23 protein-coding genes are annotated in these 22,767 nt (G+C 70.5%); 16 read left to right on the top strand and 7 right to left on the bottom strand.

The window, feature by feature from the left end; translation table 11 throughout:
- Positions 1–59: 59 nt before the first annotated feature.
- Entirely contained in the window at positions 60–3,140 is a 3,081-nt protein-coding gene (locus tag OG912_RS07440; RefSeq protein WP_327708690.1) for a glycoside hydrolase family 3 protein, read from the top strand.
- A 72-nt stretch (positions 3,141–3,212) separates the two neighbouring features.
- Positions 3,213–4,607 carry a hypothetical protein gene (locus OG912_RS07435; protein ID WP_327708689.1) on the top strand — a complete coding sequence of 465 codons (1,395 nt, stop codon included), beginning with the start codon at positions 3,213–3,215 and terminating at the stop codon, positions 4,605–4,607.
- A gap of 80 nt (positions 4,608–4,687) precedes the next feature.
- Here OG912_RS07435 and OG912_RS07430 read toward each other — a convergent pair whose 3' ends face one another.
- Positions 4,688–5,488 (bottom strand): ALF repeat-containing protein, encoded by an 801-nt coding sequence (locus tag OG912_RS07430; protein ID WP_327708688.1) that lies wholly within the window; start codon positions 5,486–5,488, stop codon positions 4,688–4,690.
- Positions 5,489–5,756: 268 nt separating this feature from the next.
- Between OG912_RS07430 and OG912_RS07425 the strand changes: the two genes are divergently transcribed.
- A complete protein-coding gene (locus OG912_RS07425) occupies positions 5,757–6,353 on the top strand; it encodes a dihydrofolate reductase family protein (RefSeq protein ID WP_327708687.1) in 597 nt (198 codons plus the stop codon).
- A gap of 48 nt (positions 6,354–6,401) precedes the next feature.
- On the opposite strand, the gene OG912_RS07420 is transcribed toward OG912_RS07425, so the two are convergent.
- Positions 6,402–8,018 (bottom strand): adenosine deaminase family protein, encoded by a 1,617-nt coding sequence (locus OG912_RS07420; RefSeq protein ID WP_327708686.1) that lies wholly within the window; start codon positions 8,016–8,018, stop codon positions 6,402–6,404.
- A gap of 175 nt (positions 8,019–8,193) precedes the next feature.
- Here OG912_RS07420 and OG912_RS07415 point away from each other — a divergent pair, with 175 nt between their 5' ends.
- The 3 genes from OG912_RS07415 to OG912_RS07405 are packed head-to-tail and all read left to right on the top strand — an operon-like array spanning position 8,194 to position 10,492.
- Complete coding sequence (locus tag OG912_RS07415; RefSeq protein WP_326657688.1) at positions 8,194–8,583, top strand: GntR family transcriptional regulator; 390 nt, start codon at positions 8,194–8,196, stop codon at positions 8,581–8,583.
- The gene (locus OG912_RS07410; RefSeq protein ID WP_327708685.1) at positions 8,580–9,470 is read left to right on the top strand and encodes an ABC transporter ATP-binding protein; all 891 of its coding nucleotides are present in this window, start codon (positions 8,580–8,582) and stop codon (positions 9,468–9,470) included. Before OG912_RS07415 ends, OG912_RS07410 begins: the two co-directional genes overlap by 4 nt.
- Positions 9,467–10,492: an ABC transporter permease gene (locus OG912_RS07405; protein WP_327708684.1), complete on the top strand. Its 1,026-nt coding sequence runs from the start codon at positions 9,467–9,469 to the stop codon at positions 10,490–10,492. The genes OG912_RS07410 and OG912_RS07405 overlap by 4 nt, the downstream gene beginning before the upstream one ends.
- Positions 10,493–10,520: 28 nt before the next feature.
- Here OG912_RS07405 and OG912_RS07400 read toward each other — a convergent pair whose 3' ends face one another.
- Positions 10,521–11,378 (bottom strand): class I SAM-dependent methyltransferase, encoded by an 858-nt coding sequence (locus tag OG912_RS07400; RefSeq protein WP_327708683.1) that lies wholly within the window; start codon positions 11,376–11,378, stop codon positions 10,521–10,523.
- 48 nt (positions 11,379–11,426) lie between these two features.
- Here OG912_RS07400 and OG912_RS07395 point away from each other — a divergent pair, with 48 nt between their 5' ends.
- Positions 11,427–12,092, top strand: a complete 666-nt coding sequence (locus tag OG912_RS07395; protein WP_327708682.1) for a class I SAM-dependent methyltransferase — start codon at positions 11,427–11,429, stop codon at positions 12,090–12,092.
- Between the two features lie 66 nt (positions 12,093–12,158).
- Here the strand turns inward: OG912_RS07395 and OG912_RS07390 are convergent, their stop codons facing one another.
- Positions 12,159–13,205: an NAD(P)-dependent alcohol dehydrogenase gene (locus OG912_RS07390; RefSeq protein ID WP_327708681.1), complete on the bottom strand. Its 1,047-nt coding sequence runs from the start codon at positions 13,203–13,205 to the stop codon at positions 12,159–12,161.
- A gap of 95 nt (positions 13,206–13,300) precedes the next feature.
- Between OG912_RS07390 and OG912_RS07385 the strand changes: the two genes are divergently transcribed.
- From OG912_RS07385 to OG912_RS07375, 3 genes are all read left to right on the top strand, one after another.
- On the top strand, positions 13,301–13,909 hold the full coding sequence (locus tag OG912_RS07385; protein ID WP_327708680.1) for a TetR family transcriptional regulator: 609 nt from the start codon (positions 13,301–13,303) through the stop codon (positions 13,907–13,909).
- Positions 13,910–14,119: 210 nt separating this feature from the next.
- Positions 14,120–14,998 (top strand): GH25 family lysozyme, encoded by an 879-nt coding sequence (locus OG912_RS07380; RefSeq protein ID WP_326738954.1) that lies wholly within the window; start codon positions 14,120–14,122, stop codon positions 14,996–14,998.
- 155 nt (positions 14,999–15,153) lie between these two features.
- Positions 15,154–16,290, top strand: a complete 1,137-nt coding sequence (locus OG912_RS07375; protein ID WP_327708679.1) for a glycoside hydrolase family 3 N-terminal domain-containing protein — start codon at positions 15,154–15,156, stop codon at positions 16,288–16,290.
- A gap of 233 nt (positions 16,291–16,523) precedes the next feature.
- Here the strand turns inward: OG912_RS07375 and OG912_RS07370 are convergent, their stop codons facing one another.
- Both OG912_RS07370 and OG912_RS07365 read right to left on the bottom strand, forming a co-directional pair.
- Positions 16,524–16,775 carry a DUF397 domain-containing protein gene (locus OG912_RS07370; protein WP_327708678.1) on the bottom strand — a complete coding sequence of 84 codons (252 nt, stop codon included), beginning with the start codon at positions 16,773–16,775 and terminating at the stop codon, positions 16,524–16,526.
- A complete protein-coding gene (locus tag OG912_RS07365; RefSeq protein WP_327708677.1) occupies positions 16,772–17,593 on the bottom strand; it encodes a helix-turn-helix domain-containing protein in 822 nt (273 codons plus the stop codon). The genes OG912_RS07370 and OG912_RS07365 overlap by 4 nt, the downstream gene beginning before the upstream one ends.
- A 111-nt stretch (positions 17,594–17,704) precedes the next feature.
- Here OG912_RS07365 and OG912_RS07360 point away from each other — a divergent pair, with 111 nt between their 5' ends.
- Genes OG912_RS07360 through OG912_RS07350 form a run of 3 tightly spaced genes read left to right on the top strand, consistent with a single transcriptional unit; the run spans position 17,705 to position 19,875 of the window.
- Positions 17,705–18,169 carry an ATP-binding protein gene (locus tag OG912_RS07360; RefSeq protein WP_327708676.1) on the top strand — a complete coding sequence of 155 codons (465 nt, stop codon included), beginning with the start codon at positions 17,705–17,707 and terminating at the stop codon, positions 18,167–18,169.
- Positions 18,170–18,184: 15 nt separating this feature from the next.
- On the top strand, positions 18,185–19,228 hold the full coding sequence (locus tag OG912_RS07355) for an NAD(P)/FAD-dependent oxidoreductase (protein ID WP_327708675.1): 1,044 nt from the start codon (positions 18,185–18,187) through the stop codon (positions 19,226–19,228).
- The gene (locus OG912_RS07350) at positions 19,225–19,875 is read left to right on the top strand and encodes an SAM-dependent methyltransferase (RefSeq protein WP_327708674.1); all 651 of its coding nucleotides are present in this window, start codon (positions 19,225–19,227) and stop codon (positions 19,873–19,875) included. The genes OG912_RS07355 and OG912_RS07350 overlap by 4 nt, the downstream gene beginning before the upstream one ends.
- Positions 19,876–19,941: 66 nt before the next feature.
- Here the strand turns inward: OG912_RS07350 and OG912_RS07345 are convergent, their stop codons facing one another.
- Positions 19,942–20,655 (bottom strand): N-acyl homoserine lactonase family protein, encoded by a 714-nt coding sequence (locus tag OG912_RS07345; RefSeq protein WP_327708673.1) that lies wholly within the window; start codon positions 20,653–20,655, stop codon positions 19,942–19,944.
- Between the two features lie 173 nt (positions 20,656–20,828).
- Between OG912_RS07345 and OG912_RS07340 the strand changes: the two genes are divergently transcribed.
- The 3 genes from OG912_RS07340 (at position 20,829) to OG912_RS07330 (ending at position 22,755) form a co-directional block, all read left to right on the top strand.
- Positions 20,829–21,386 (top strand): DinB family protein, encoded by a 558-nt coding sequence (locus tag OG912_RS07340; protein ID WP_327708672.1) that lies wholly within the window; start codon positions 20,829–20,831, stop codon positions 21,384–21,386.
- Between the two features lie 163 nt (positions 21,387–21,549).
- The gene (locus tag OG912_RS07335; protein ID WP_327708671.1) at positions 21,550–22,071 is read left to right on the top strand and encodes an NUDIX domain-containing protein; all 522 of its coding nucleotides are present in this window, start codon (positions 21,550–21,552) and stop codon (positions 22,069–22,071) included.
- Positions 22,072–22,236: 165 nt separating this feature from the next.
- Complete coding sequence (locus tag OG912_RS07330) at positions 22,237–22,755, top strand: proline dehydrogenase (protein ID WP_327708670.1); 519 nt, start codon at positions 22,237–22,239, stop codon at positions 22,753–22,755.
- The last annotated feature ends 12 nt before the right edge of the window (positions 22,756–22,767 follow it).

Raw genomic sequence — 22,767 nt, 5'->3', positions numbered from 1 at the left:
CAGCATCAGCACCCGCACCCCGCTGTGCCGCGCGCGGTCACCGCACCGAGGAGCCGCACATGCCACCCCGCACCCGTCACCGGGCGAGACCCGCGACCGCCGCACTGGCCGCCGCGACCGTCCTCGCCGGCCTGCTCGCCGGCGCCGTCCCCAGCGCGGCGGCGCCCGCCGCGGCCGACGAACCGGCCCCGGTCGCCATCGACCGCTTCGAGGGCGAGGTCCCCTTCGCGACCCAGCCCGCCGAGGGCATCTTCACCTGGGGCGGCGACGCCGACGACCCGCCCACCCTGGCGCTGAAGGAACGCGCGGACGCCCCCGAGGGCGCCAAGGTCCTCGAAGGCACCTACGACATCAGCGGCTACGGCGGCCTCAGCCACGACTACGCCGCCGACCAGCCCGCCCACGACTGGTCCGCCCACAAGGGCATCCGCTTCTGGTGGTACGGCCAGAACACCGCGCCCCTGCCGCCCGGTTCGGGCAGGAAGATCAGCTTCGAGATCAAGGACGGCGGCGCCCACGGCGAGGCCTCCGAGCTCTGGACCACCTCCTTCACCGACGACTGGGAGGGCTGGCACCAGGTCGAGATCCCGTTCGCCGACTTCACCTACCGCGGCGACTACCAGCCCGTCGGCGGCATCGACCAGGTCCTCGGCCTCGACGAGATGTGGGGCTACGCCCTCACCCTGCCGCCCGGCGGCCCCGGCACGTTCGCCATCGACGGCATGGAGCTGTACGGCAAGGCGGACGCCGCCCTGAAGGCGAGCGTCGTCACCGACGCGGCCGTGCATCCCGTCAAGCAGGGCGCCACCGCCGGCATCGACCTCTCCGTCGCCACCACCGGTTCGCTTCCGCTGGACGAGCCCGTGACCGTCGCGTACGAGACCAAGGGCGGCACCGCGGCCTCCGGCGCCGACTACACCCCGGTCAGCGGCACGTACACCTTCCCCGCGGGCACCGCCTCCGGCACCACGCACCGGGTCTCCGTCACCACGAAGAAGATCACCGGCGCCGCCTCCGCCAAGACGGTTCCGCTCGAACTCACCGTCACCGGCGCCAAGCCGCCGAAGGAGAACCCGCAGGTCGTCATCGACGCCCACGGGCTGCCCTACCAGAACCCGAAACTGCCGGTGAAGCAGCGGGTCGCCGACCTGCTCGCCCGGATGTCGCCCGCCGAGAAGGCGGGCCAGATGACGCAGGCCGAGCGCAACGCGCTCTCCTCACAGGGCGACATCGCCACGTACGACCTCGGCTCGCTGCTCTCCGGCGGCGGCTCCGTCCCCACGCCCAACACGGCGGCGGCCTGGGCCAAGATGGTCGACGGCTACCAGCTGCGCGCCCAGGCGACCCGCTTCCAGATCCCGCTGATCTACGGCGTGGACGCGGTCCACGGCCACAACAACGTGATCGGCTCGACGATCATGCCGCACAACGTCGGCCTGGGCGCGACCCGCGACCCGAGGACCGTCGAGAAGACCGGCGCCGTCACCGCGAACGAGGTGCGCGCCACCGGCATCCCGTGGGACTTCGCCCCCTGCCTCTGCGTCTCGCGCGACGACCGCTGGGGCCGCGCCTACGAGGCGTACGGCGAGGACCCGGCGCTCGTCGAGTCCCTGGAGACCGTGATCCAGGGCATGCAGGGAGCGGCCTCCGGCAAGGACCTGGACCGCAACGACAAGGTGCTGGCCACCGCCAAGCACTACGTCGGCGACGGCGGTACGGAGTACGGCTCATCCACCACCGGTTCGTACCCCATCGACCAGGGCGTCACCAAGGTCACCCGGCAGGAACTCGAAGCCGTCCACCTCGCCCCGTTCGACGACGCCGTCAAGCGCGGGGTCGGCACGGTCATGCCGTCGTACTCCTCGCTCGACATCCTCGGCGACGACGAGGGCCCGGTGAAGATGCACGCCAACGCCGCGATGATCAACGGCGTGCTCAAGGACCGGATGGGCTTCGACGGCTTCGTCATCAGCGACTGGCAGGCCATCGACCAGATCCCAGGCGACTACGCGAGCGACGTCCGCACCTCGGTCAACGCCGGCCTCGACATGATCATGGTGCCGACGGCGTACAAGGACTTCACGAAGACGCTCCAGGACGAGGTCACCGCGGGCCGCATCACGCAGGCCCGGATCGATGACGCGGTGAGCCGCATCCTGACGCAGAAGTTCAAGCTGGGCCTGTTCGAGAAGCCGTATGCCGACACCACCAACCTCGACAAGGTCGGCTCGGCCGAGCACCGCGCCGTGGCCCGCGAGGCTGCCGCCGAGTCCCAGGTGCTGCTGAAGAACGACGGCGGCGTGCTGCCGCTGAAATCCACGCAGAAGGTGTACGTCGCCGGCTCCAACGCCGACGACATCGGCAACCAGGCCGGCGGCTGGACCGTCAGCTGGCAGGGCTCGTCCGGCAACATCACCCCGGGCACCACGATCCTGTCGGCCATGAAGAAGGACGCCGACTCGGTCACGTACTCCAAGGACGCATCGGCCGCCACGGACGGTTACGACGTCGGTGTCGTGGTCGTCGGCGAGACCCCCTACGCCGAGGGCATCGGCGACGTCGGCAACGGCCACGACCTGGAACTGTCCGCCGCCGACAAGGCCGCGGTCGACAAGGTCTGCGCCGCGATGAAGTGCGCCGTCCTGATCGTCTCGGGCCGCCCGCAGCTCATCGGCGACCGGCTCGACGGCATCGACGCCCTGGTCGCCTCCTGGCTGCCGGGCACCGAGGGCGACGGCGTGGCCGACGTGCTCTACGGCAAGCGCGCCTTCACCGGTCAGCTGCCGGTGACCTGGCCGAAGTCCGAGGCACAGCTGCCGATCAACGTGGGCGACGCGGCGTACGACCCGCAGTTCCCGTACGGCTGGGGCCTCAGCACCCTGAAGAAGCCCCCGGCCGGCGGCGAGCTCACGCTCGGCGCACTCGCGGTGGCCGCCCAGGTCGCGGAGAAGACCGGCCTCGGCCGGACGGACGTGGGCCGCACCATCGTCGGCCAGGCCCGGCTGCTGGTCCAGCAGAAGATCAACGGGAAGCTTTCGGAGGCGGTCTCCAAGCCGTTCGCGGACGCCGACCACCTGCTGCTCACCGGTGACCTGACCGGTGCCGTGGCGAAGCTGCGGGCGGCGTACCGGGCCGCCTGAGGCAACGCGGGCGGGCGGCGGCGGCCGCCCGCCCGCAACGCATTTCTCACCCGTTTGGGTTAGCTTCGAAGTATGCGGAACAGAGCGTTCCAGAATTTCCTGGTCCCGGCGCTCCTGGCGGGACTCCTTCTCCTGCTGTCGGCGGCCGCCCTGCTCCTGGCCCCCGCCGCACCGGCCGCGACCGGCGCCTCCACCGTCGACGAGGTCGCCCAGGCCCTGCGCAAGGGCCCCGTGTACGTCGATCCGGCAGCGGCCGGCCAGCTCTCCCGGGGGCAGGCCGACGCCCTGACGAAGAAGATCAAGGACGCCGACAAGCCGGTCCTCGTGGCCGTGCTGCCGCAGAGCTCCGCCTTCCCCGCCGACAGTGTGCTGCGCACCCTGCGCACCGACACCGGGATCACCGGCGTCTACGCCGTCCGCCTCGGCGACGGCTTCAACGCGGGCGCCGACCCGCAGGTGATGTCGCAGCAGGCGGTCCGGAACCTCACCGCGGCCGTGAAGGCCCCCGGCGCGGACACCTCCGCCGCGACCCAGCTGAACGCCTTCGTCGACCGGGCCGTCGAACAGGCCCGGGGCAGCGCCCCCAGCTCCTGGGGCGGCACCTCCTCCTCCGGCAGCAGCTCGGCCACGGCGGGCCTGATCGCGGTCGGCGCGGTGGTCGTCATCGGCGGCGCGGGCGCCTACACGATGGTGCGCCGCAACCGCAAGCGCAAGGAGGCCGAGGAACAGGCCGCCCTCGACAAGCTCCGGGTCGTCGTCGACGAGGACATCACGGCATACGGGGAAAATCTGGAGCGGCTCGACTTCCACCCCGCGGAGCCGGGCGCCGACGACACGATGCGCGCCGACTACGAACGCGCTCTCGACTCCTACGAGAGCGCGAAATCCCGGATGGAGCACGCCGAGCACCCCTCCGACGTGCGCGGGGTGACCCAGGCGCTGGAGGACGGGCGCTACTCGCTCGCCGTCCTGGACGCCCGCCGCACCGGCGGTGAACTCCCGGCCCGCAGGCCGCCCTGCTTCTTCGACCCGCGCCACGGCCCCTCGGTCGCCGACGTCCGCTGGACCCCTTCGGGCGGCACGGCCCGCGAGGTCCCCGTCTGCGGCGCCGACGAGGTACGGCTGCGCAATGGCGAGGACCCGATGAGCCGCACCGTGGACATGGGCGACGGCAGCAGGCGCCCGTACTGGGAGGCCGGCCCGGCCTACGGCCCCTGGGCGGGCGGTTACTTCGGCGGTGGCCTGCTCCCGGGCCTGCTGGTCGGCACGATGCTCGGCTCGATGCTCTCCACCCCGGCGTACGCGGCGGAGTACGGCGGCGGTGACTACGGCGGCGGTGACTACTCCGGCGGTGACTTCTCCGGCTCCGACTTCGACTCGTCCGGCTTCGGCGACGGGGGAGGCGGCGGCTTCGGTGACGGCGGAGGCTTCGGCGGGGGCGGTGACTTCGGCGGCGGCGGCTTCTAGCGGTGGCCCGGACCGGGGCGGGCCCGGCCGAGGGGCGCCTTGCGGCGCCAGCCTCGGCGGGCCGCCTCTGAGGGCTGCGATCAGCCGTCGATCTCGTACTGGCCGACCGTCCGGAACTGCCGCAGGGCCTCCGGGCTGCCGTCGTCGAGGACAGCCTGGATCGCGTCGTACATGGCGTCGCTGATGTTCGGGTCCGTGAGCATGCGGACGATATACACCGAGTCGTCCTCGGCCTGGGCGAGCCGGTACCCGGTCCACCGGAAGTAGCTCAGGGCTTCGGGGGTGTTGGCGTCGAGGGTTTCGTTGACCTCCCGGATCACCCTCTTGTCGCCGTTCTTCGTGGCGACGCCGAGGATGCGGACGATCGCGACGGAGTCGTCCTCGGCCTGGGCCAGGGCGTACCCCGTCTCCAGGAAGGTCCGCAGGGCTTCGGGGGTGCGGGCGTCGAGGAGGTCGTTGGCCTCCTGGATCACCCTCTTGTCGCCGTTCTGGGTGGCGACGTTGAGGATGCGGACGACGGAGACGGTGTCGTCCTCGGCCTGGGCCGTGCGGCAGCCCGTCTCCAGGAAGGCGCGCATGGCGTCCACCGTGCCGCCCAGGGCCTCGTTCGCCTCGCGCAGGACGCCCTTGCCGGCGTTCTCGTCCGCGAGGATGTCCTGGATCGCGGCCCGGAGTTCGTCCTCCGTCATCTCGTCGACCGGAGTGCCGGCGTCGGACGGGACGGCCGGGCAGGCCGTGGCCGGCGTGGTTGTGACGGGCGTGGTGGACGTGACGGACGTGGTCGCAGGGGATGCGTCGGTGGCGAAGGCCGGTGCGGTGAAGAGGAGAGCGGGCGTCAGCGCCGTTGCGGCGATCAGCAGGGCGGCGCGGGTCGGTCTCATGGATGTGCCTCCAGAATCGGTGTGTCCGTCGGCATGAAGGATCCACGTGTTGCGTACAGGCATCAACACCGTTTGGCGGCAAGGAACTACCGGCAACTGTTGCCGGACCCACTCCTGTTGCAGGCCCCGGCCCCGGCCCTGACCGTCCGTTCGCGCCAGGCCGGGCCATTCCCCCGCAATCGCCGCGCTGGTCCGCGATGACTTCCGGGCAGCGTGGCAGTCTCACTTCCCGTACACCTGAAACACCGGTCCACGAGGAGACAGCCACATGCGCATCGTCATCAGCGAGTTCATCAGCCTGGACGGCGTCGTGCAGGCCCCGGGCGGGGCGGAGGAGGACACGGACGGCGGCTTCGCCCACGGCGGCTGGTCGCACCCGTTCTTCGACCCGGAGGTGGTGGGCGGCTCGTTCAACGACTCGATGAACGGGGCCGAAGCCCTGTTGTTCGGCCGCCGCACCTGGCAGACGATGGCCGCGGCATGGCCCGAGCGGGCCGGAGACCCCTTCGCCGACCGGATGAACGCGATCGAGAAGTACGTCGTGACCGACACCCTGGGCGACGACGACCTGACGTGGAACAACACCGTGCGCATCCCCGGCGAGAAGTTCGCGGGACGGATCCAGGAACTCCGGGAGAAGGACGGCGGCGACCTGCTCGTCATGGGCAGCCCCACCCTCGTACGCAGCCTGCTGAGCGAGGGACTCGTCGACGAACTCCGGCTCGTGATCATGCCGGTGCTGCTCGGCGGCGGTAAGTCGATCTTCCCGGAGGACGGCGGGCTGCGCACACTGGAACTGGTCTCGCACGTCACCAGCGGCACGGGCGTGCAGGTGTGCACGTACCGGCCGGTGGCAAACGCGTAAGGGTGCGGGGCCCACGGCCCCGCACCCTCTGTTCCGGTCGGTCCCGTGTCAGTGGCGCCCGGCGTGGTCACGCTCGAAGGCGGCGAAGGCCGTCTCCTGACGCCACTGGGTCGCGGCCTTCGGGTTGTCGGCGAGGTAGCGGCCGCAGCGCGCGCTCGGCCGGTCTCCGCCGGGCCGGCTGCCGGCACAGGCCGGGACCGGCCGATACCCGGAGGGGGCGGAGCCGGTGGCCCACAGGCTGCGCCCGTCGCGGAAGGCGTACTCCAGCGAGGCGCGGGCCAGGTCCTTCAGCGCGGTGTAGCCGAGGTCGTACGTCTGGGCGGCGTACTGGTACTCGTGGCTGATGTCGATCCGCGAGACACCCGGGTCGTCGGTGGACAGGACCACGGGGACGCCGTAGCGGCGGTAGGCGTTGAACGGGTGGTCGGCGCCCGCGATGCCGAGGATCTGCTTGTTGCTGGAGAAGGGGACCTCGACCGCGACCTGGCGCCGTGCCATGGTCCGGGCGAGCTGCCGCCAGTCGTCCTCGTGGACCAGGTCGACGCCGTGGCCGACGCGTTCGGCGCCGGCGACGAGGACCGCCTCGCGGATGTGGAAGGTCAGGTCCTCGGGCTTGACCAGGCCGGGGGCCAGCTCACCGGCGTGCAGGGTGAGGTGGGCGTCCGGGTACTGGCCGCGCAGGTACTGCAGCATCCGCATCTGGAGGCTGTAGTTGCTCAACGAGCTGTCCCAGTCCTCCGGCTGTACGAGGTTGACCGCGACGAACCTCGGATCGCGCTCGGCCAGCCGCATGCCGATCGCCATCTGCGTGAACACCCGGGCCGGGGAGCTGCCCCGGGAGACCTGGGAGATCCAGCGGACGGGCAGCCGGCAGCCCGGGTCGGGGCGGGCGGTGTCGCAGTGCGCGGTCGCCCGGAACTGCGCGTTGGCGTCGTCGGCCTCCTGGACCGCTTCGTCCACGACCCGGTCGAGCTGACCGCCGGCCAGGAGCTTGCGGTGGAAGGCGGCCAGGTCGGCGTCATAACCCACCGCGTCGGCAAGCTTCTTCGCACTGTCCGAGGCCGGGGTGACCATGGTCTCCAGATAGAACTGGTTCTGCTTCACCACGGTGTTGGCCACATTGGCCAGCAGCTTGCCCCGGTCCCACGTCGCCAGGCCGAACTTGCCGAACGTGTCGAAGAAGTGGTCGTGCCCGGACTGGTCGGCCGGGAAGTCCTGCATGGACCAGGCCCGGATGATCTGCTGCCGGAAGTCCGCGTCCGTCCGCGCGTCGGCGGCGGGCCGCGTGCCCGTACCGCACGGCGGCGCGATGGCCGTCATCGTCGCGTCGATGCACAGGCCCCGCTCGATCGCGAGCTGGATCAGATACTCCGTCGAGGCCGCACCCGACAGGTGGTTGTGGAGGTCGCCGCCCTTCGGCAGCGCCTTGAAGAAGGCCTTCAGCCGCTGGGGCCTGCCCTGCGAGGCGTTGAGATACGCGGCGGTCCTGCGCTCGGCGGCCGTCACCTCACGGGGCGAGGTGAACCCGGTGGCCGATGGTGATGCGTCGTCCGCCGGTGCGGCCTCGGCGGGGAGCGCCGGGAGCAGCGTCAGTACGGCGAGCGAGCCGAGCCCGGCCAGGAACGGGTACTTGGGACGGCGTGCCGTCCGGATGGTTGAGGTCACCGCCGAATGATCGCGTCTGGTTCGGAGGGATATCGCCTGAATCGCGGCTGGGGCCGGACACGTCCACTCGATCGAGTGGGGGACCGCCTGACCCTCGCCTGCCTTCCGACGGCCCTTGACGTGACGTACCGCCAGAGTCCTATAGTGCTAGGACCCTAGATGAATAGAGGCGACGGTGATCGAGTTCCACCTCGATGCCCGGTCCGGCGTCGCGCCGTACCTGCAACTGGTTCACCAGGTCCGACAGGCCATGCGCCTTGGGCTGTTGTTCGAGGGGGATCGCCTGCCCACGGTCAAGGACGTCGCGGCGAAAGTGGCGATCAACCCGAACACCGTGCTCAAGGCGTACCGGGAGCTCGAGTACGAGGGGCTGGTGACCAAGAAGCCCGGTGTCGGCACCTTCGTGTCGAGCACCCTCAGCGACGCCTCGCTGTCCCAGCACGAGCCACTGCGGCAGGAGTTGCGCGGATGGCTGACGCGGGCGCGGGCCGCCGGTCTGGACGAGGAAAGCATCGAGGCCCTGTTCCTGAGCACGTTCCGTACGGCCACCGAAGAGGAGCAATGACCGCCATTCTGGAAGCCATCGGCCTGGGCAAGCGATACGGCCGCCGCCAGGCACTCTCCGACTGCACGCTCAGCGTGCCCGCCGGCCGGGTCGTCGGCCTGGTCGGCCCCAACGGGGCAGGGAAGTCAACGCTCCTGCAACTCGCCTGCGGGCTGATCACCCCGACCTCGGGCACCATCGAGGTCGTCGGCGGACGCCCCGCCGCAGACGCGGCCCAGCTGGCCAAGGTCGGCTTCGTCGCCCAGGACACCCCCACGTACGCCGCGCTGACCATCGCCGACCATCTGCGCCTGGGCGCCCGCCTCAACCCCACCTGGGACAAGGGCCTGGCGGAGGGCAGGATCCGGGACCTCGGCCTCGACCCCGCCCAGCGGGTCGGCAGGCTCTCCGGCGGTCAGCGGGCCCAGGTCGCGCTGACGCTCGCCGTCGCCAAGCGCCCCGAACTGCTCATCCTGGACGAACCCGTTGCCGCCCTCGACCCGCTGGCCCGCCGCGAATTCCTCCAGGGGCTCATGGAGCACGTCGCCGAGCACGGCACCACCGTCATCCTCTCCTCGCACCTGGTCTCCGACCTGGAGCGGGTCTGCGACCACCTGATCTCCCTGGTCGCCTCCCGGGTCCAGCTCGCCGGAGACGTCGACGACCTGATCTCCACCCACTTCCGGCTGACCACGGCCCGCCGTGACGCGGAGAGCCTCCCGGAGGGGATGCGGGTGCTCCAGGCCACCCACACCGAACGACAGAGCACCTTCCTGGTGCGAGCCGACACCGCCCTCCACGACCCCGCCTGGGTCCTGGAACCCCTCGATCTGGAGGACCTGGTCCTCACCTACATGGCCGAAGGCAGAACCGCCACCGCCACGATGACCCCGGAGGCACAGCGATGATCTGGCTGACCTGGCGCCAGTACCGCGTCCAGACCCTCGCGGCCCTGGCGGCGCTGGCCGCTGTCGGCATCGCCCTCGTGATCACGGGGACGCAGATGCGGACCGCGTACGACGGCGACGTGGCCGGCTGCTCCACCACCTGCGAAGCGGCCAAGAACGCGTTCGTCCACGAGTACGAGACCCTGGCCGCCCTCGTCACGGGACTGCTCGTCGTCGTGCCGGGCGTCATAGGGATCTTCTGGGGTGCGCCGCTCATCGCCCGGGAACTGGAGACGGGCACGCACCGGCTGATCTGGAACCAGAGCATCAGCCGCAGCCGCTGGCTCGCCGTGAAGCTCACGGCCGTCGGCCTGTCCTCGCTCGCCGTCACCGGTCTGCTCAGCCTCATGGTGACCTGGTGGGCCCGGCCGCTCGACGAGATCACCAGCAACCGCTTCGACCCGCTGCTGTTCGACGGCCGGGGCGTCGCACCACTCGGCTACGCCGCGTTCGCCTTCACCGTCGGAGTCTGCGCCGGCCTGCTGATCCGCCGGACGGTCCCCGCGATGGCGGTCACCCTCGGCCTCTTCGCCGCGGTCCAGATCCTGATGCCGTACGCGATCCGGCCGCTGCTCATGGAACCGGTGCGGGCGGAGGTGGCACTCGCCGGCCTCGGTATGGCGGCGCAGGAGGGGAGGCCGGCGGAGGGTGCCGCATGGAGCGCCACCGACATCCTGCTGTCGGGCGACGGGGAGAACGCCCAGGTGAAGGTGGGCCTGTCCAGGCCCGGGGCCTGGGTCCTGTCCGACCTCGGACCCGTACTGAACTCCGCCGGCGAGGAGATGCGTGGCAGCGCGGGCTGTGCCGCACGGGAGACCGACCCGCTGCGCTGCTTCGCGAAGTCGGACTTCCATGTGGCGGTGGAGTACCAGCCCGGGGACCGCTACTGGGCCTTCCAGTGGATCGAGACGGCGATCTTCGCCGCACTCGCGGGCATCCTGGCCGGGTTCAGCGCCTGGTGGCTGCGTCGGCGTCTGGACTGAGCAGGCACCTGACGGGCCTCCGGGCCCGTCAGGTGGTCGCCACCAACAGGTCCTCGCCGCTCGACGGCCGCAGCCCGTCCGCCCGACCGGCGAAGTAGCGTTCGCCGAGCGAGGCCCCCGACACATGCCGGACGTCGGCGAATCCCGAGGCGCGCCCCAACTCCAGCATCTCCTGCGGACGGTAGAAACTGATGAACGGCGTCCCGGACGCTTGCGCCTGCGGTTTGGTGGCCTCCATCGCGGGGCGGTCGGCGGCATCGAGAAGTTCGGTCGGCAGCATGAACGTCATGGCGAGCGTCGATCCGGGTGCCAGCCCCGCCAGCCGCCGCAGGGTCGTTGCCGTGGCCTCCTTGGTGAGGTACACGGTGACGCCGGTGCAGACGACGAGCGCCGGGAGCCCGGGATCGAATCCGGCGTCGGCCAGCCGCTCCCACCAGTCCTCGCTCGCCTCGAAGTCGACCGGTACGAGGCGTAGCCAGTCCGGGACGCCGTAGCCGGTCTCGTTCAGCCGCCGCCCCTTCCATGCCGTGGTGGCCGGCTGGTCGATCTCGAACACCCGCAGACGGGAGGCGATTTCCGGCCTCCGCTGGGCGAAGGTGTCAAGCCCGGCGCCCAGCACGACGTACTGGGTGATCCCGTGACCGGCCTGATCCACGACCAGGTCCTCGATGAACCGGGCGCGGGCCACGATGGCGGCCCGGAAGGTGCTGGTGCCCTGCGGGTGCATGTCCGGGCGCTGTCGCCACCCCTCGTCGGGGTCCGCCAGTCGCAGCCCGACCTCGTCCTCGATGACATGGGGCGGAGCGTCCACCTGCACATGCAGCGCCCGCCACAGAGCCACCCGTACCGCGGAGCTGTCCGGAACCTCGCTCTGTCCATCCGCCATGGCGAAACCACTCCCTCGGGTCAGATGCCACCTCACTAGATTGTGACCATGTCAGATGCGCCCTCCTCCGTGCCGGAGCCCGGCAGTGCCGCCGATGTCGTTCGCACGTGGGACGCGCGCGCCGACCACTATCTCCGGATGTTCCGCCACGAGTGGGACGGAAAGCCCTTCGACCTGGATGTCCTGAACGCGTTCGCCGGGCGAGTCGCCGAGGGAGGCCGGGTGTACGACGTCGGCTGCGGTCCCTGCGGCCATGTGACGGAACTGCTGGCTGCCCACGGTCTCGACGCCCTCGGAATCGACCTCTCACCGCGCTGCGTCACCCTCGCGCGGCAGGAGAGGCCGGCGCGCCGGTTCGCGGTCATGGACCAGCGGGACATCGCGGGGGAGCGGCTGGACGGGCTGGTCTCGTACTACTCGCTCCACGACCAGCCGAAGGGACAGCTGGCCGCGGCCCTCACCTCGTGGGCCGCGGCGCTCCGCCCCGGCGGGCAGCTGCTGATCGTGGCGAAGGAGGGGACCGGCGACGGGGTGGTCGACGATCCGCTCGGCAGCGATCTGCGCGTGTACTGGGCGGAGTTCACGGAGTACGAGCTCCGCACGGCTGCCGGGGACGCGGCCTTCCGCGTCGACGACTGCACGGTCCGCGAGGCGTACGACGACGAGATCCCGACCCGCCGCATCTACCTCTCGGCGACGCGCCACCGGGGCTGACGAACGGCCCCCCGTCTCGCCCCGCCGCCAGAGGTCGTCGCGAACATGCCCGGCAGCCCCGTCTCTTCAGCTTCGGTCCAGATCGGACATGTCGAGCACGAAGCGGTAGCGGACGTCGTTTCGCCGGAGGCGGTCGAGTGCCGTGTCCACCTGTGACGACGGGAGTACTTCGATGTCGGCGGCGATGCCGTGGTCGGCGCAGAACCGAAGCATCTCGGCTGTCGCCGGGCGTCCTCCGCTGCCCGCGGAGCTGAGCTTCTTCCGTCCGACGAGCAGGTCCATGGCCTCGACGGTGACGGGCCCCAGGTACCCGAGGAGGCTGAGGGTGCCGTCCATCGCCACCAGCTTCAGATACGGGGCGAGTTCGTGAGGGGCGGAGACGGTGTCGATGACGACGTCGAAGGTGTCGCGTGCCGTGGCCATCTGCTCGGTGTCGGTGGAAACGATGAGGTCGTGAGCGCCGAGCCTGCGGGCGTCGTCGCGCTTGTCATGGGTGCGGCTGACGACCGTCGTGGTGGCGCCGAGTGCCACGGCCATCTTGACCGCGAGATGGCCCAGGCCGCCGAGGCCGGCCACGGCGACGCGACTGCCGGGGCCCACGCCGAGGGAGCGCAGGGGTTCCCAGACGGTGACGCCGGCGCACATCAGCGGGGCGGCCGCGGCCGGGTCGAGGCCGGAGGGGAGCGGGTAGGCGAAGGCGTCGCGCACGACGTACTCGCGGGAGTAGCCGCCCAGGGTGGCCGACCCGTCCTGCCGGTCGGTGCCGCCGTAGGTCAGAGTCGGGAAGGAGTGGCAGAAATTCTCCTGTCCGGCTTCGCACATGGCACACACGCCGCAGGAGTCGACGATGTTGCCCACCGCGACGCGGTCGCCGACCGAGAAGGTGGTGACCTCCCGTCCGGTCCCGGTCACCACGCCGGTGAATTCGTGACCCGGCACCAGGGGTGCTTTCGCGTGCTGGTCATAGGCGTGCAGGGCGTGCAGGTCGGTGTGGCACACGCCGCAGTAGTCGACCCGCACCGCGATGTCATCCGGGCGCAGGTCGCGGCGCTCCAGCGACGTGCGCCGCAGACCTGTCGGGCCGGTCGCCCGCCATCCGGTGGTCGTTCGCATGAGTGACTCCTTCAGACAGACTGTTCGGTCTGTCCGAGCGTAGGGGCGATCGCGCCTCAAGGCAAACCAACTGTTCTGTTTGCTAGGATGCGGGCATGCCGGAACAGCCCCAGACCTCGCGAGGCGCCGCGACCTACCAGCGCATCCTGGACGCCGCCACCGAAGAGTTCGCCCAGCACGGCATCGCCGGGGCGCGCATCGAACGTGTCGTGACGGCGGCGCGCACCAACAAGGCGCAGCTGTACGCCTATTTCGGCGACAAGGAGCGACTCTTCGACGCGATCTTCCTCAGCTCGCTGGAGCGCATCACCAACGTCGTGCCCATCGACGCCGACGATCTCGCGGAGTGGGCCGTTCGTCTCTACGACGAATACCTGCGCCGCCCCGACCTCATCCGGCTGGCGACCTGGACGCGGCTGGAGCGCCGGCCCGTGGGGCACCTCGTCGAGACGCACCAGCACTACGACGACCGCAAACTCACGGCCATCGCCGAGGCTCAGGCCGCAGGGCGGGTTCGCGCAGGTGACCCGTTCGACATCATGGCCATGGTCATCGCCATGTCCATGGCCTGGTCCCCGGTCAGCAATGTCTATGCGGCCAACAGCCAAGAGCCCGATGACGTCCATGACCGGCGACGCGCTCTGCTCCGCGACTGCGTCCAAAGCGCCACCGCAGCCGGCAGGGGCGGCTCATCCCCCTCGTGACGGCCGCCGATGCCCCCGCAGGCCGGAAGACTTCTTTCAGTGCCGGTCGTTCGTGCAGCTCACTGGGGCGCGGACAGGTCTAGACCGCTAACGAAAAGGGAAAACTATTTACCCCGCGGGCGCTCCTGTGGCTCACTATGACGTGTTCCCGACAACCGGACGCGCGTAGACCGTCGTGGAATCGCATCCCCCCACAAGCAGGAGGCCGCCATGTTCCCCCGGAATATCTCCCTCAGATCCACCCGGAAGAGAATCACCGTGGCCGCTGTCGTCGGCACGAGCGCCGCGCTGCTGCTGAGCCTGATGTCCGGCACCGCGTCGTCGGCGCCGGTGCCGGACAACCCCGTGCCGTACGGCAAGGGGTACATGGGCGTCGGCTACGTCCAGGACAGCAAGGACTTCAAGCCGGACCCCCGCCAACTGCACCTCGGCGCACGGGCGGACGCCAATCTCAAGGCGAACCCCGAAGGCATCGACGTGTCCAGCTGGCAGGGAGGCATCAACTGGAGTTCGGTCCGCGGCGCGGGCATCGAGTTCGCCTGGATGAAGGCGACCGAGGGCCTGTCGTACAAGGACCCGACGTTCAGCGCGAACTACCTGAACGCCTACAACGCGGGCGTGATCCGGGGCGCTTACCACTACGCCCGGCCGGACGTCTCCGGCGGCGCGGCCCAGGCGGACTTCTTCGCGAGCAACGGCGGCGCATGGTCCCGCGACAACCTCACGCTCCCCGGCGTGCTGGACATCGAGGGCACCTGCTACGGCTACTCCCAGGCCGGCATGCGGCAGTGGGTCCTCGACTTCTACAACACGTACAAGGCCCGCACGGGCCGTGACGTCGTGATCTACACCAGCCCGAGCTGGTGGAACACCTGCACCGGCGGCTGGAGCGGCATGTCCGCCCTCAGCCCGCTGTGGGTCGCGAACTGGACCACCGGCACCCCCAGCATCCCGGCGGGCTTCCCGTACTACACGGTCTGGCAGTACAGCTCCACCGGCTCGGTGAGCGGTGTCTCCGGCAACGTCGACCGCGACCGCTTCAGCGGCGACCGCTCCCGCCTGCTGGCTCTGGCCAACAACACCCCGTGACGGTGGACGCCGGAACACGTTGCCCCGTCCCGGGCGTGGCCTCTGCGTGAGGGGTACGGGGGCCGGAGCGGCCGTCTCGCCGGTCGCCCCGGCCCCCGCGTGCCCTCCCGAGGGTCCTGCCCGGCTCCACGACACTTCGTGAAGGAGTAACAGCCATGAGCTCGACACCATCCCTCAGCCGGCGCGGCGCCCTGATCGCCGGAACTGCGGCTCTGGCCGGCGGGCTGGGGCTGGCGGCAAGTTCGCAAGCGGCCGTACGGATGCCGGAGAGCTCACGCTCCGAGGTCGCCGCGCTGTCCCCTGAGCAGCGCGCCGGGCAGTGCGTGATCCACTCCTACTCCGGCCTCACGCCCCCCGCCTCCCTGATGAACGCCATCAAGGAAGGCCGCACGGCCGGTGTGATCTTCTTCGGGGAGAACATCGAGAACCTGAGCCAGGTCGAGAGCGTCATCCAGTCGATGAACGCGGCCCACGCCTCGGCCCCCGTGCAGGCCCCGCTGCTCCTGATGACGGACCAGGAAGGCGGCATGATCCGCCGTCTGCCCGGTGAGCCCGTCATGTCCGCCAAGGACGTCGGCGCCTCCGCCGATCCGCACCAGTGGGCGGACTTCACCGGCAGCGGCGCGGGGATGAACCTCGCCGGCATCGGCATGAACGTCAACCTCGCGCCGGTCCTCGACGTCTACCGCCAGAACGGCGACTTCACCGACCAGTACGAACGCTCGTACAGCAAGTCCGCCGCCTCCGTGGCCAGTTGCGGTTCGACCTTCATCACCGCTCAGCAGACCGTCGGTGTCGCCGCCACGGCCAAGCACTTCCCCGGCCTCGGCCCCGCGACCGCGAGCCAGAACACCGACATCCGCCCCGTCACCATCACCACGTCCGCGGCCACCCTTCGCAGCGTGGACGAGGTGCCGTACCGGGACGCGATCGCCGCCGGTACCAAGCTCGTCATGCTGTCCTGGGCCATCTACACCGCCCTGGACTCCACGCGCCCCGCCGGTCTGTCCCCGACCGTCGTCGGTGAACTGCGCAACCGGCTCGGCTACACGGGCGTCACGATCACCGACGCCCTGGAGGCCGGTGCGCTCCAGTCCTTCGGCAGTACGTCGCAGCGCGTCGTCACGGCCGCGTCCGCGGGCATGGACCTGCTGCTCTGCTCGTCGCGCAGCGTCTCCCAGGGCGACGAGGCGGTGACCGCCCTGAGGGACGCGCTGGCATCGGGCCAACTGGACGGTGCGGCTTTCGATGCCGCCGCCGCGCGCGTTGCCGCTCTTCGCGCCGGGTTGTGACGGGCGACCCGGCAACCGGGAGGCCGGTCCCGCGTTTCGGGCGGGCCGGTGCCGGGGACGAACCCGGGGTTGTAGGCCACGGGGTCGATTCCGAGGGCGGCCCGTGGGCCGGCCGCGGCAGGCTGGTCGGGGTGGCCCTGCGAGCAGGCTGGGGCAGTGTCCGGATTCCTGAGCGCGTGGTGGACGCAGACGCTGCGGACGGAGTCGCCGCCGATGAGCCCGCTGCCGCGCTGCTAGACCGTGGCGTCGAGGAACGCGGACCAGGCGTGCGGGGGGACGGTGAGGACGGGGCCGTCGGTGACCTTGGAATCGCGGATGTGCACGGCGGCGGGGTGGGTGGAGACCTCTACGCAGTTGCCGCCCTCACTGGCGCTGTAACTGGACTTGTGCCAGTCGTAGGCGACTTCGAGGCAGTCGCCGCCCTCGCTTCCGCTGTAGCTGGACTTGAACCAGTGGAGCCCTGTGCCGTGTCCTGCGCGGGTCATGTCTCTCCAAGCAGTTCGTTCAGTAGGCGCATGCTCTCCTCGGGCGAGAGCGCCTGCGATCGGAGCATCCCATATTTCTGCTGAAGGACGCTGACCTCGTCGAGATCGTCGACGAGGAAGCTCACGCGCTGGCCCTCAATGTAGGCGAGTTGATCGTGATGGGGAGTCTCCAACAACACCATCGGGCCATCGAGGGCGGCGTGGCTCTCGCGCCCCGTTTCCATGATCTGGAGGCCGAGAAAGGGGAGCTCCGCACACAGTAGGAGGTGCTGAATCTGCTCGCGTAGCACCTCGTGCCCGCCGAGCGGTCGGCGCAGGATGACCTCTTCGAGCAGGAAGTTCATCATCGGCCTTGGCTTGCGTTCCAGGAGGCTTCGCCGGTCCAGCCGTGTAGCGACCCGCTCGTCCACCTCCTCCGCTTCGAGGGGCGGGTAGAGAGAGTTGAACACAGCTCTCGCGTACGCCTCGGTCTGAAGCAGCCCCGGAACCACCTGGTTCTGGTACGAGAGCAGAGTCACCGCTTCCTGCTCGTACTCCACGAAGTCCTGTACGAACGCCGGAAACCGCTCCTTCTGTGGCACCTTCGCCACCGCGACCTCCAGCACCCCCTTCGTGTCCAGCAGTGCGTCCAACTGGCGCGCGAAGTCCGCCTGAAGCGGCCGCCGCCCCTGCTCGATCGACGCGATGGTGTCCTCGCCCACACAACACCGCTCCGCGAGCTCCGCCTGCGTCATCCCGGCCGCCTTGCGAAACGTGGCGAGCTGGGCGCCGATCACGTGCCAGGACGTGACGCGCTTGTTCCTCTTGGCCGACTGCATGGCTTGCCTCTCCCCGTAACGGACACCGGACGACCCGTCAGGGGTCGTACGGCCGCGATGTACGACCTGACGCACTGATCAACCGTAGTGACGGTGTGTGACCTTCGTCTCATGAACGAGACAACTCAACTCCCCTCCTTCCGTGAGGCGTTCTACCGGCGTGAACGCCGGTCGATCCCGCTCGTACGGAGGTTCGCGCGCGAGGCGCTGGCCGACTGGGCGTGCGGGGTGGATGTCGGCGACGTACTGCTCTGTGTGAGCGAGCTCGCCACCAACGCGCTCGTCCATGGGGTGCCGCCGGGGCGCGGGTTCCGTATTCACCTCTACTGGGAGCGGGGCGGAGGCGGCAGGCTCCGTATCGAGCTGCATGACAGCGGTGACGGCGAGGTCCCGGCCGTTCAGTGCGCCGAGCCCTGTCCCGACGCCGAAGGCGGGCGCGGGCTGCTGCTGGTTTCGGTGCTGGCTGATGCGTGGGGCGTGGGGGAGCGGAGTCCCGGCAAGGTCGTCTGGTGTGAGTTTGCTGCTTCGGCAAGGATCTTTGCCGAATCTGGGCCCTGCGCGCACCATCTTCCGTAGATGGAGGTGTTTCGCATGAGCGACATGACGCAGACGTACGACGTGGTGGTGATCGGTGGCGGGGCCGCCGGCCTGAGCGGGGCGCTGGCCCTGGGGCGGGCCAGGCGTTCGGTGCTGGTGATCGACGCGGGCAGCCCGCGCAACGCACCCGCTTCCCACGTGCACAACTACCTCGGGCGCGAGGGCACCCCGCCCTCGGAGCTGGTGGCCGTGGGCCGCAAGGAGGCGTCCCAGTACGGGGCCGAGATCGTCGAGGGTGAGGTCACGGCGGCGGAGAAGCTGCCGGGCGGCGCCGGGTTCCGCGTCGTGCGGGGGGACGGGACCGTTGTCACCGCGCGGCGCCTCCTCGTCACCACCGGGCTCGTCGACGAGCTGCCGCCGATCCCCGGCCTGGCCGAGTGCTGGGGGCAGGACGTGCTGCACTGCCCGTACTGCCACGGCTGGGAGGTCCGGGACGCGGCGATCGGCATCGTGGCCGTGACGCCGATGGCCGTCCACCAGGCGCTGCTCTGGCGGCAGTGGAGCGCCGACGTCACCCTCTTCCTCCACAACGCGCCCGAGCCGAGCGACGAGGAGTACGAGCAGCTGGCGGCGCGGGGCGTGGCCGTGGTGGACGGGGAGGTGACCGGTCTTGAGGTGAGCGGCGACCGCCTGACCGGGGTGCGGCTGGCCGGTGGCCGGGTCGTTCCGCGCGAGGCCGTCGTGGTCCAGCCGCGGTTCACGGCGCGCTCCGGGGTGCTCGACGGCCTCGGGCTGCACGCCACGCCGCTGGAGATGGGCGGGCACACTCTTGGTACGTACATCGCGGCCGACCCGGCCGGGGCGACGGAGGTGCCGGGGGTGTGGGTGGCCGGTAACGTCGCGAGTCTGATGGATCAGGTCATCGATGCTGCCTCGGCCGGGCTGAAGGCGGGCCGCGCCATCAACGGCGACCTGGTCGCCGAGGACACCCGGAGCGCGGTCGAGGACCGTCGCGCACCCTTCTCGGCCGAGGCCGAGCGCCAGGTCTGCGAGAAGGCCCTCGGAAACCGACGTCACGGACTGCAGGAGACACGATGACAACCGACAGCACCGCACCCGACGCGGCCAAGGTGTCCGACGCCGAACTCTGGGACGAGCGCTACCGCGAGAGCCACCGCATCTGGAGCGGCAACCCCAACACCGCACTCGTCCGCGAGGTGGAGGATCTGACCCCCGGGCGCGCCCTGGACCTCGGGTGCGGCGAAGGGGCCGACGCGGTCTGGCTCGCCCGCCAGGGCTGGCAGGTCACCGCCACCGACATCTCGCGCGTGGCCCTGGACCGGGCCGCCGAGCACGGGGCCGAGGCGGGGGTCGCAGACCGTATCGACTGGCAGTTCCACGACCTCGGGGTCTCCTTCCCGGAGGGGGAGTACGACCTGGTCTCCGCGCAGTTCCTGCACTCGATGGGCGACCTGCCGCGCGAGCAGATCCTGCGCCGGGCCGCCGCGGCGGTCGCACCCGGCGGCGTGCTCCTGATCGTCGGCCACGCAGGCTTCCCCGCCTGGGAGCACGACCACGCGGACATGGAGCTCCCCACCACGGACGAGGTGCTCGCCGCCCTCGAACTCCCCGAGGGGCAGTGGGACGTGCTGGTCAGCGCGGAGCACGAGCGCGTCCAGAACGACCCGGACGGGAAGCCCACCACTCGTACGGACAACGCGCTGAAGGTCCGCCGCCGGCGCTGACGACGGGTGCAGCGCCGGGATGGTGTGCGGCCGGTCCGCGCCGATCGTGGTGCGGGCCGGCCGGGTTCAGCGGCCTTCGGATTGCGGCGGTTCCCAGACCGAGCAGTCGTGGGCGAAGAGCACGCGTCGTGGGTCGAAGTCGGCGAGCCGGTCCAGCCAGTGCTGATAGGGGGGCAGCGGCTGCTCCGCGCCGTGGAGCTTCGCGTGGCGGGCCAGTTGCTCGGACGCGAAGTGGGAAGCGAAGTCGTGTGCCTGGCCGGCGAGCACTACGGTGCCGTCGCCCTGCCGGATGACCAGCGACTGGTGTCCTTGGGTGTGCCCAGGCGTCGGAATGATCCAGATCCCCGGACGAACTTCGGTTTCGCCGGCGACCTCCTCGTAGGTTGCTCCAGGGAAGTCGATGAGTTCGTCGAAGGTGTAGTCGCCCTGACGAGCGGTGGCCAGCTCGACGTCCTGAACCAGGATGGGCTTGCCGCCCAGGAGCGGGTTCCCGCCGCAGTGGTCGAAGTGCAGATGGCAGTTCACGACCATGGAGATGTCGGCCAGGGCGACTCCGGACGCAGACAGGGCGTCCTGCAACGCGCGGCGGCGGGGGCGGTAGTGAGCTTCCGTCTCGGGGTCCGCATCGCCGATGCCGGTATCGAAGAGGATCAGCCCCCGGTCGTGTTGCACCAGGTAGGCAAGGACGGGTTCGACCCGGGGGTGCGGGCTGTCCGTCTCCGAGGCGGGCCGGATGAAGTACCCAAGATCGAGCCGGCGCACCGGCATGCTCTTCGCCATGCGGGCCATCCTGGCAGGTCGTGGTGGGCCGTCCATACGCTCTGCCGAAACGAGGACGCGGAGACAGGGCATCGGGGAATCTGCTCCGCCATCCAGGTCGGGAACTGACCTATATGACTTCTAGCGTGTTCCTTGACCGGCGGAGCAGGAACGAACGACAGAAGGCAGAGATCATGACCGTCAGCGAGACGACCACCCACGACGTGACCGACGCCCCGGCCCTCACCGGCGAGCGTGCCGATCTGCTGGAGGTGCTGGCCAAGCACCGGCACTTCCTCCGCTTCACCACGCGTGACCTCACCGACGAGCAGGCCGGGCTGCGCACCACGGTGAGCGAGCTGTGTCTGGGCGGTCTCATCAAGCACGTCACCGGGGCCGAGCGGAGCTGGGCGGGCTTCATCGTGAACGGCCCGTCGTCCATGCCGGACTTCACCGCGATGACCGAGGCCGACTGGGCCCGGCGAGCCGACGAGATGCGGATGCTGCCCGGCGAGACGCTGGCCGGCGTGCTGGCCGACTACGCGGAGGTTGCCCGCCGGACCGACGAACTGGTTGCCACCCTCCCCGACCTGGACGCCACCCAGCCGCTGCCCAAGGCCCCGTGGTTCGAAGCCACCGCGCAGTGGTCGGCGCGCCGGGTGCTGATGCACATCGTGACCGAGACCGCTCAGCACGCAGGCCATGCCGACATCATCCGGGAGTCGATCGACGGCGCGAAGAGCATGGGCTGACGGCTGACGGCTGACGGCTGACGGCTGACGGCGAAGCACAGGGCGTCGAGAACGCCGGAACGGGGGGCCGCCACGGGGGGCGGCCTCCCGTACCTTTCCGCGAGCGTCTCACGCGGTTCCGACCTCGACACGCCCGTCAGCATGTGCCCCGTAGGCTGCGCGGATGAGCGACGACGCACTGGCGCCCCCAGGCGCCGAGACCCCCGCACGAGCCGCCGAACCACGGGTCAGTGCCCGCGCGGTCGTGGTGGATCAGGCGCGTCGGGTCCTCCTGATCCGGCACCGCGACAACGGCCGCGAATTCCACGTGCTGCCCGGCGGACGTGTCGAGCCCGGTGAGACGAGTGCCGAGGCGGTCGCCCGTGAGGTGCGGGAGGAGACCGGGCTGCGCGTCAGTGTCGGCGACCTGCTCTGGGTCCGCGAGTACCTGCCGGAGCGGCACCCCGGAAATCCGTATCACCGCACGCAGTTGCAGCAGCTTCAGCTGTACTTCGAAGCCCGGCTGGACTCCGACGCCGAGTTCCCGGCGACGGCGCCGGACCGCACACAGGCGGCCGTTGTCTGGCATCCCCTGGCCGCCCTCGGCGAGTTGGTCCTCCTTCCGCTCGGGCTGGAGGTCCCCCTCACCGCCCTCGGCGCCGGCCGAGCCGCGCATACCCCCGTGTACCTCGGCGACCTCCCCTGACCCTCCACCGTCAGCCAACGAACCCCGCTGGGCGGGGAAGTCGGGAGTGGAATGGGTGCGGCGGATGCGTCCGGGGCCCCCTCGGGGGAGCAGGGAAGTGCCCAATTCACTCCCCACTCCGGGTTGCCCGCGGATTCGGCGCCCGCGTGAGGGCAGGATGCACGCATGGACGCTGAAGTTGCCGCGCTGCTCGGTGCCGCCGTCGGGTCGCTCGCCACGCTCGGCGCGGCGTTCGTGACCGGGCGCGCCGCGTCGCGGTCCCAGTTCGACCAATGGCGCAGGGCTCACCGCAGGGACGCCTATGTGTCGTACCTCGGCGCCCTGCACGACCGTGACATCGCGATGGACGCGATATTCGAGGCGCTGCGGCCGAGCGCCCCCGACCTGGAGCAGGTCGAGGAGCGGGTGGGGCGCTTCGTCGCTCTGGCGCGGGAGGTGCACCGCGCGGCCGAGGTCGTCCTCGTCGAAGGGCCGCCCGTCATGGCGAAGGCGGCCGGTCAGGTGGGCCGGGCGTCGGGGGAGCTCTCCGAGGTCATGCGGCGGATGGTGAAGGACGCCCACGCGGGCGACGCCGCCCGCACGGCGACGGACACCGCCCTCGCTGCCCAGCGGGAGCGCGCCCTCCATGAAGCGGTGAAACGCTTCCGCTCGGCAGCGGTCGACGTCTTCGACAAGGCGCGCTGACCGTGCGCGCCG

The sequence above is a fragment of the Streptomyces sp. NBC_00464 genome, assembly GCF_036013915.1.
In the GTDB taxonomy this organism is placed as follows: Bacteria; Actinomycetota; Actinomycetes; order Streptomycetales; family Streptomycetaceae; genus Streptomyces.
This window is presented reverse-complemented; position numbering and strand designations above follow the sequence as displayed.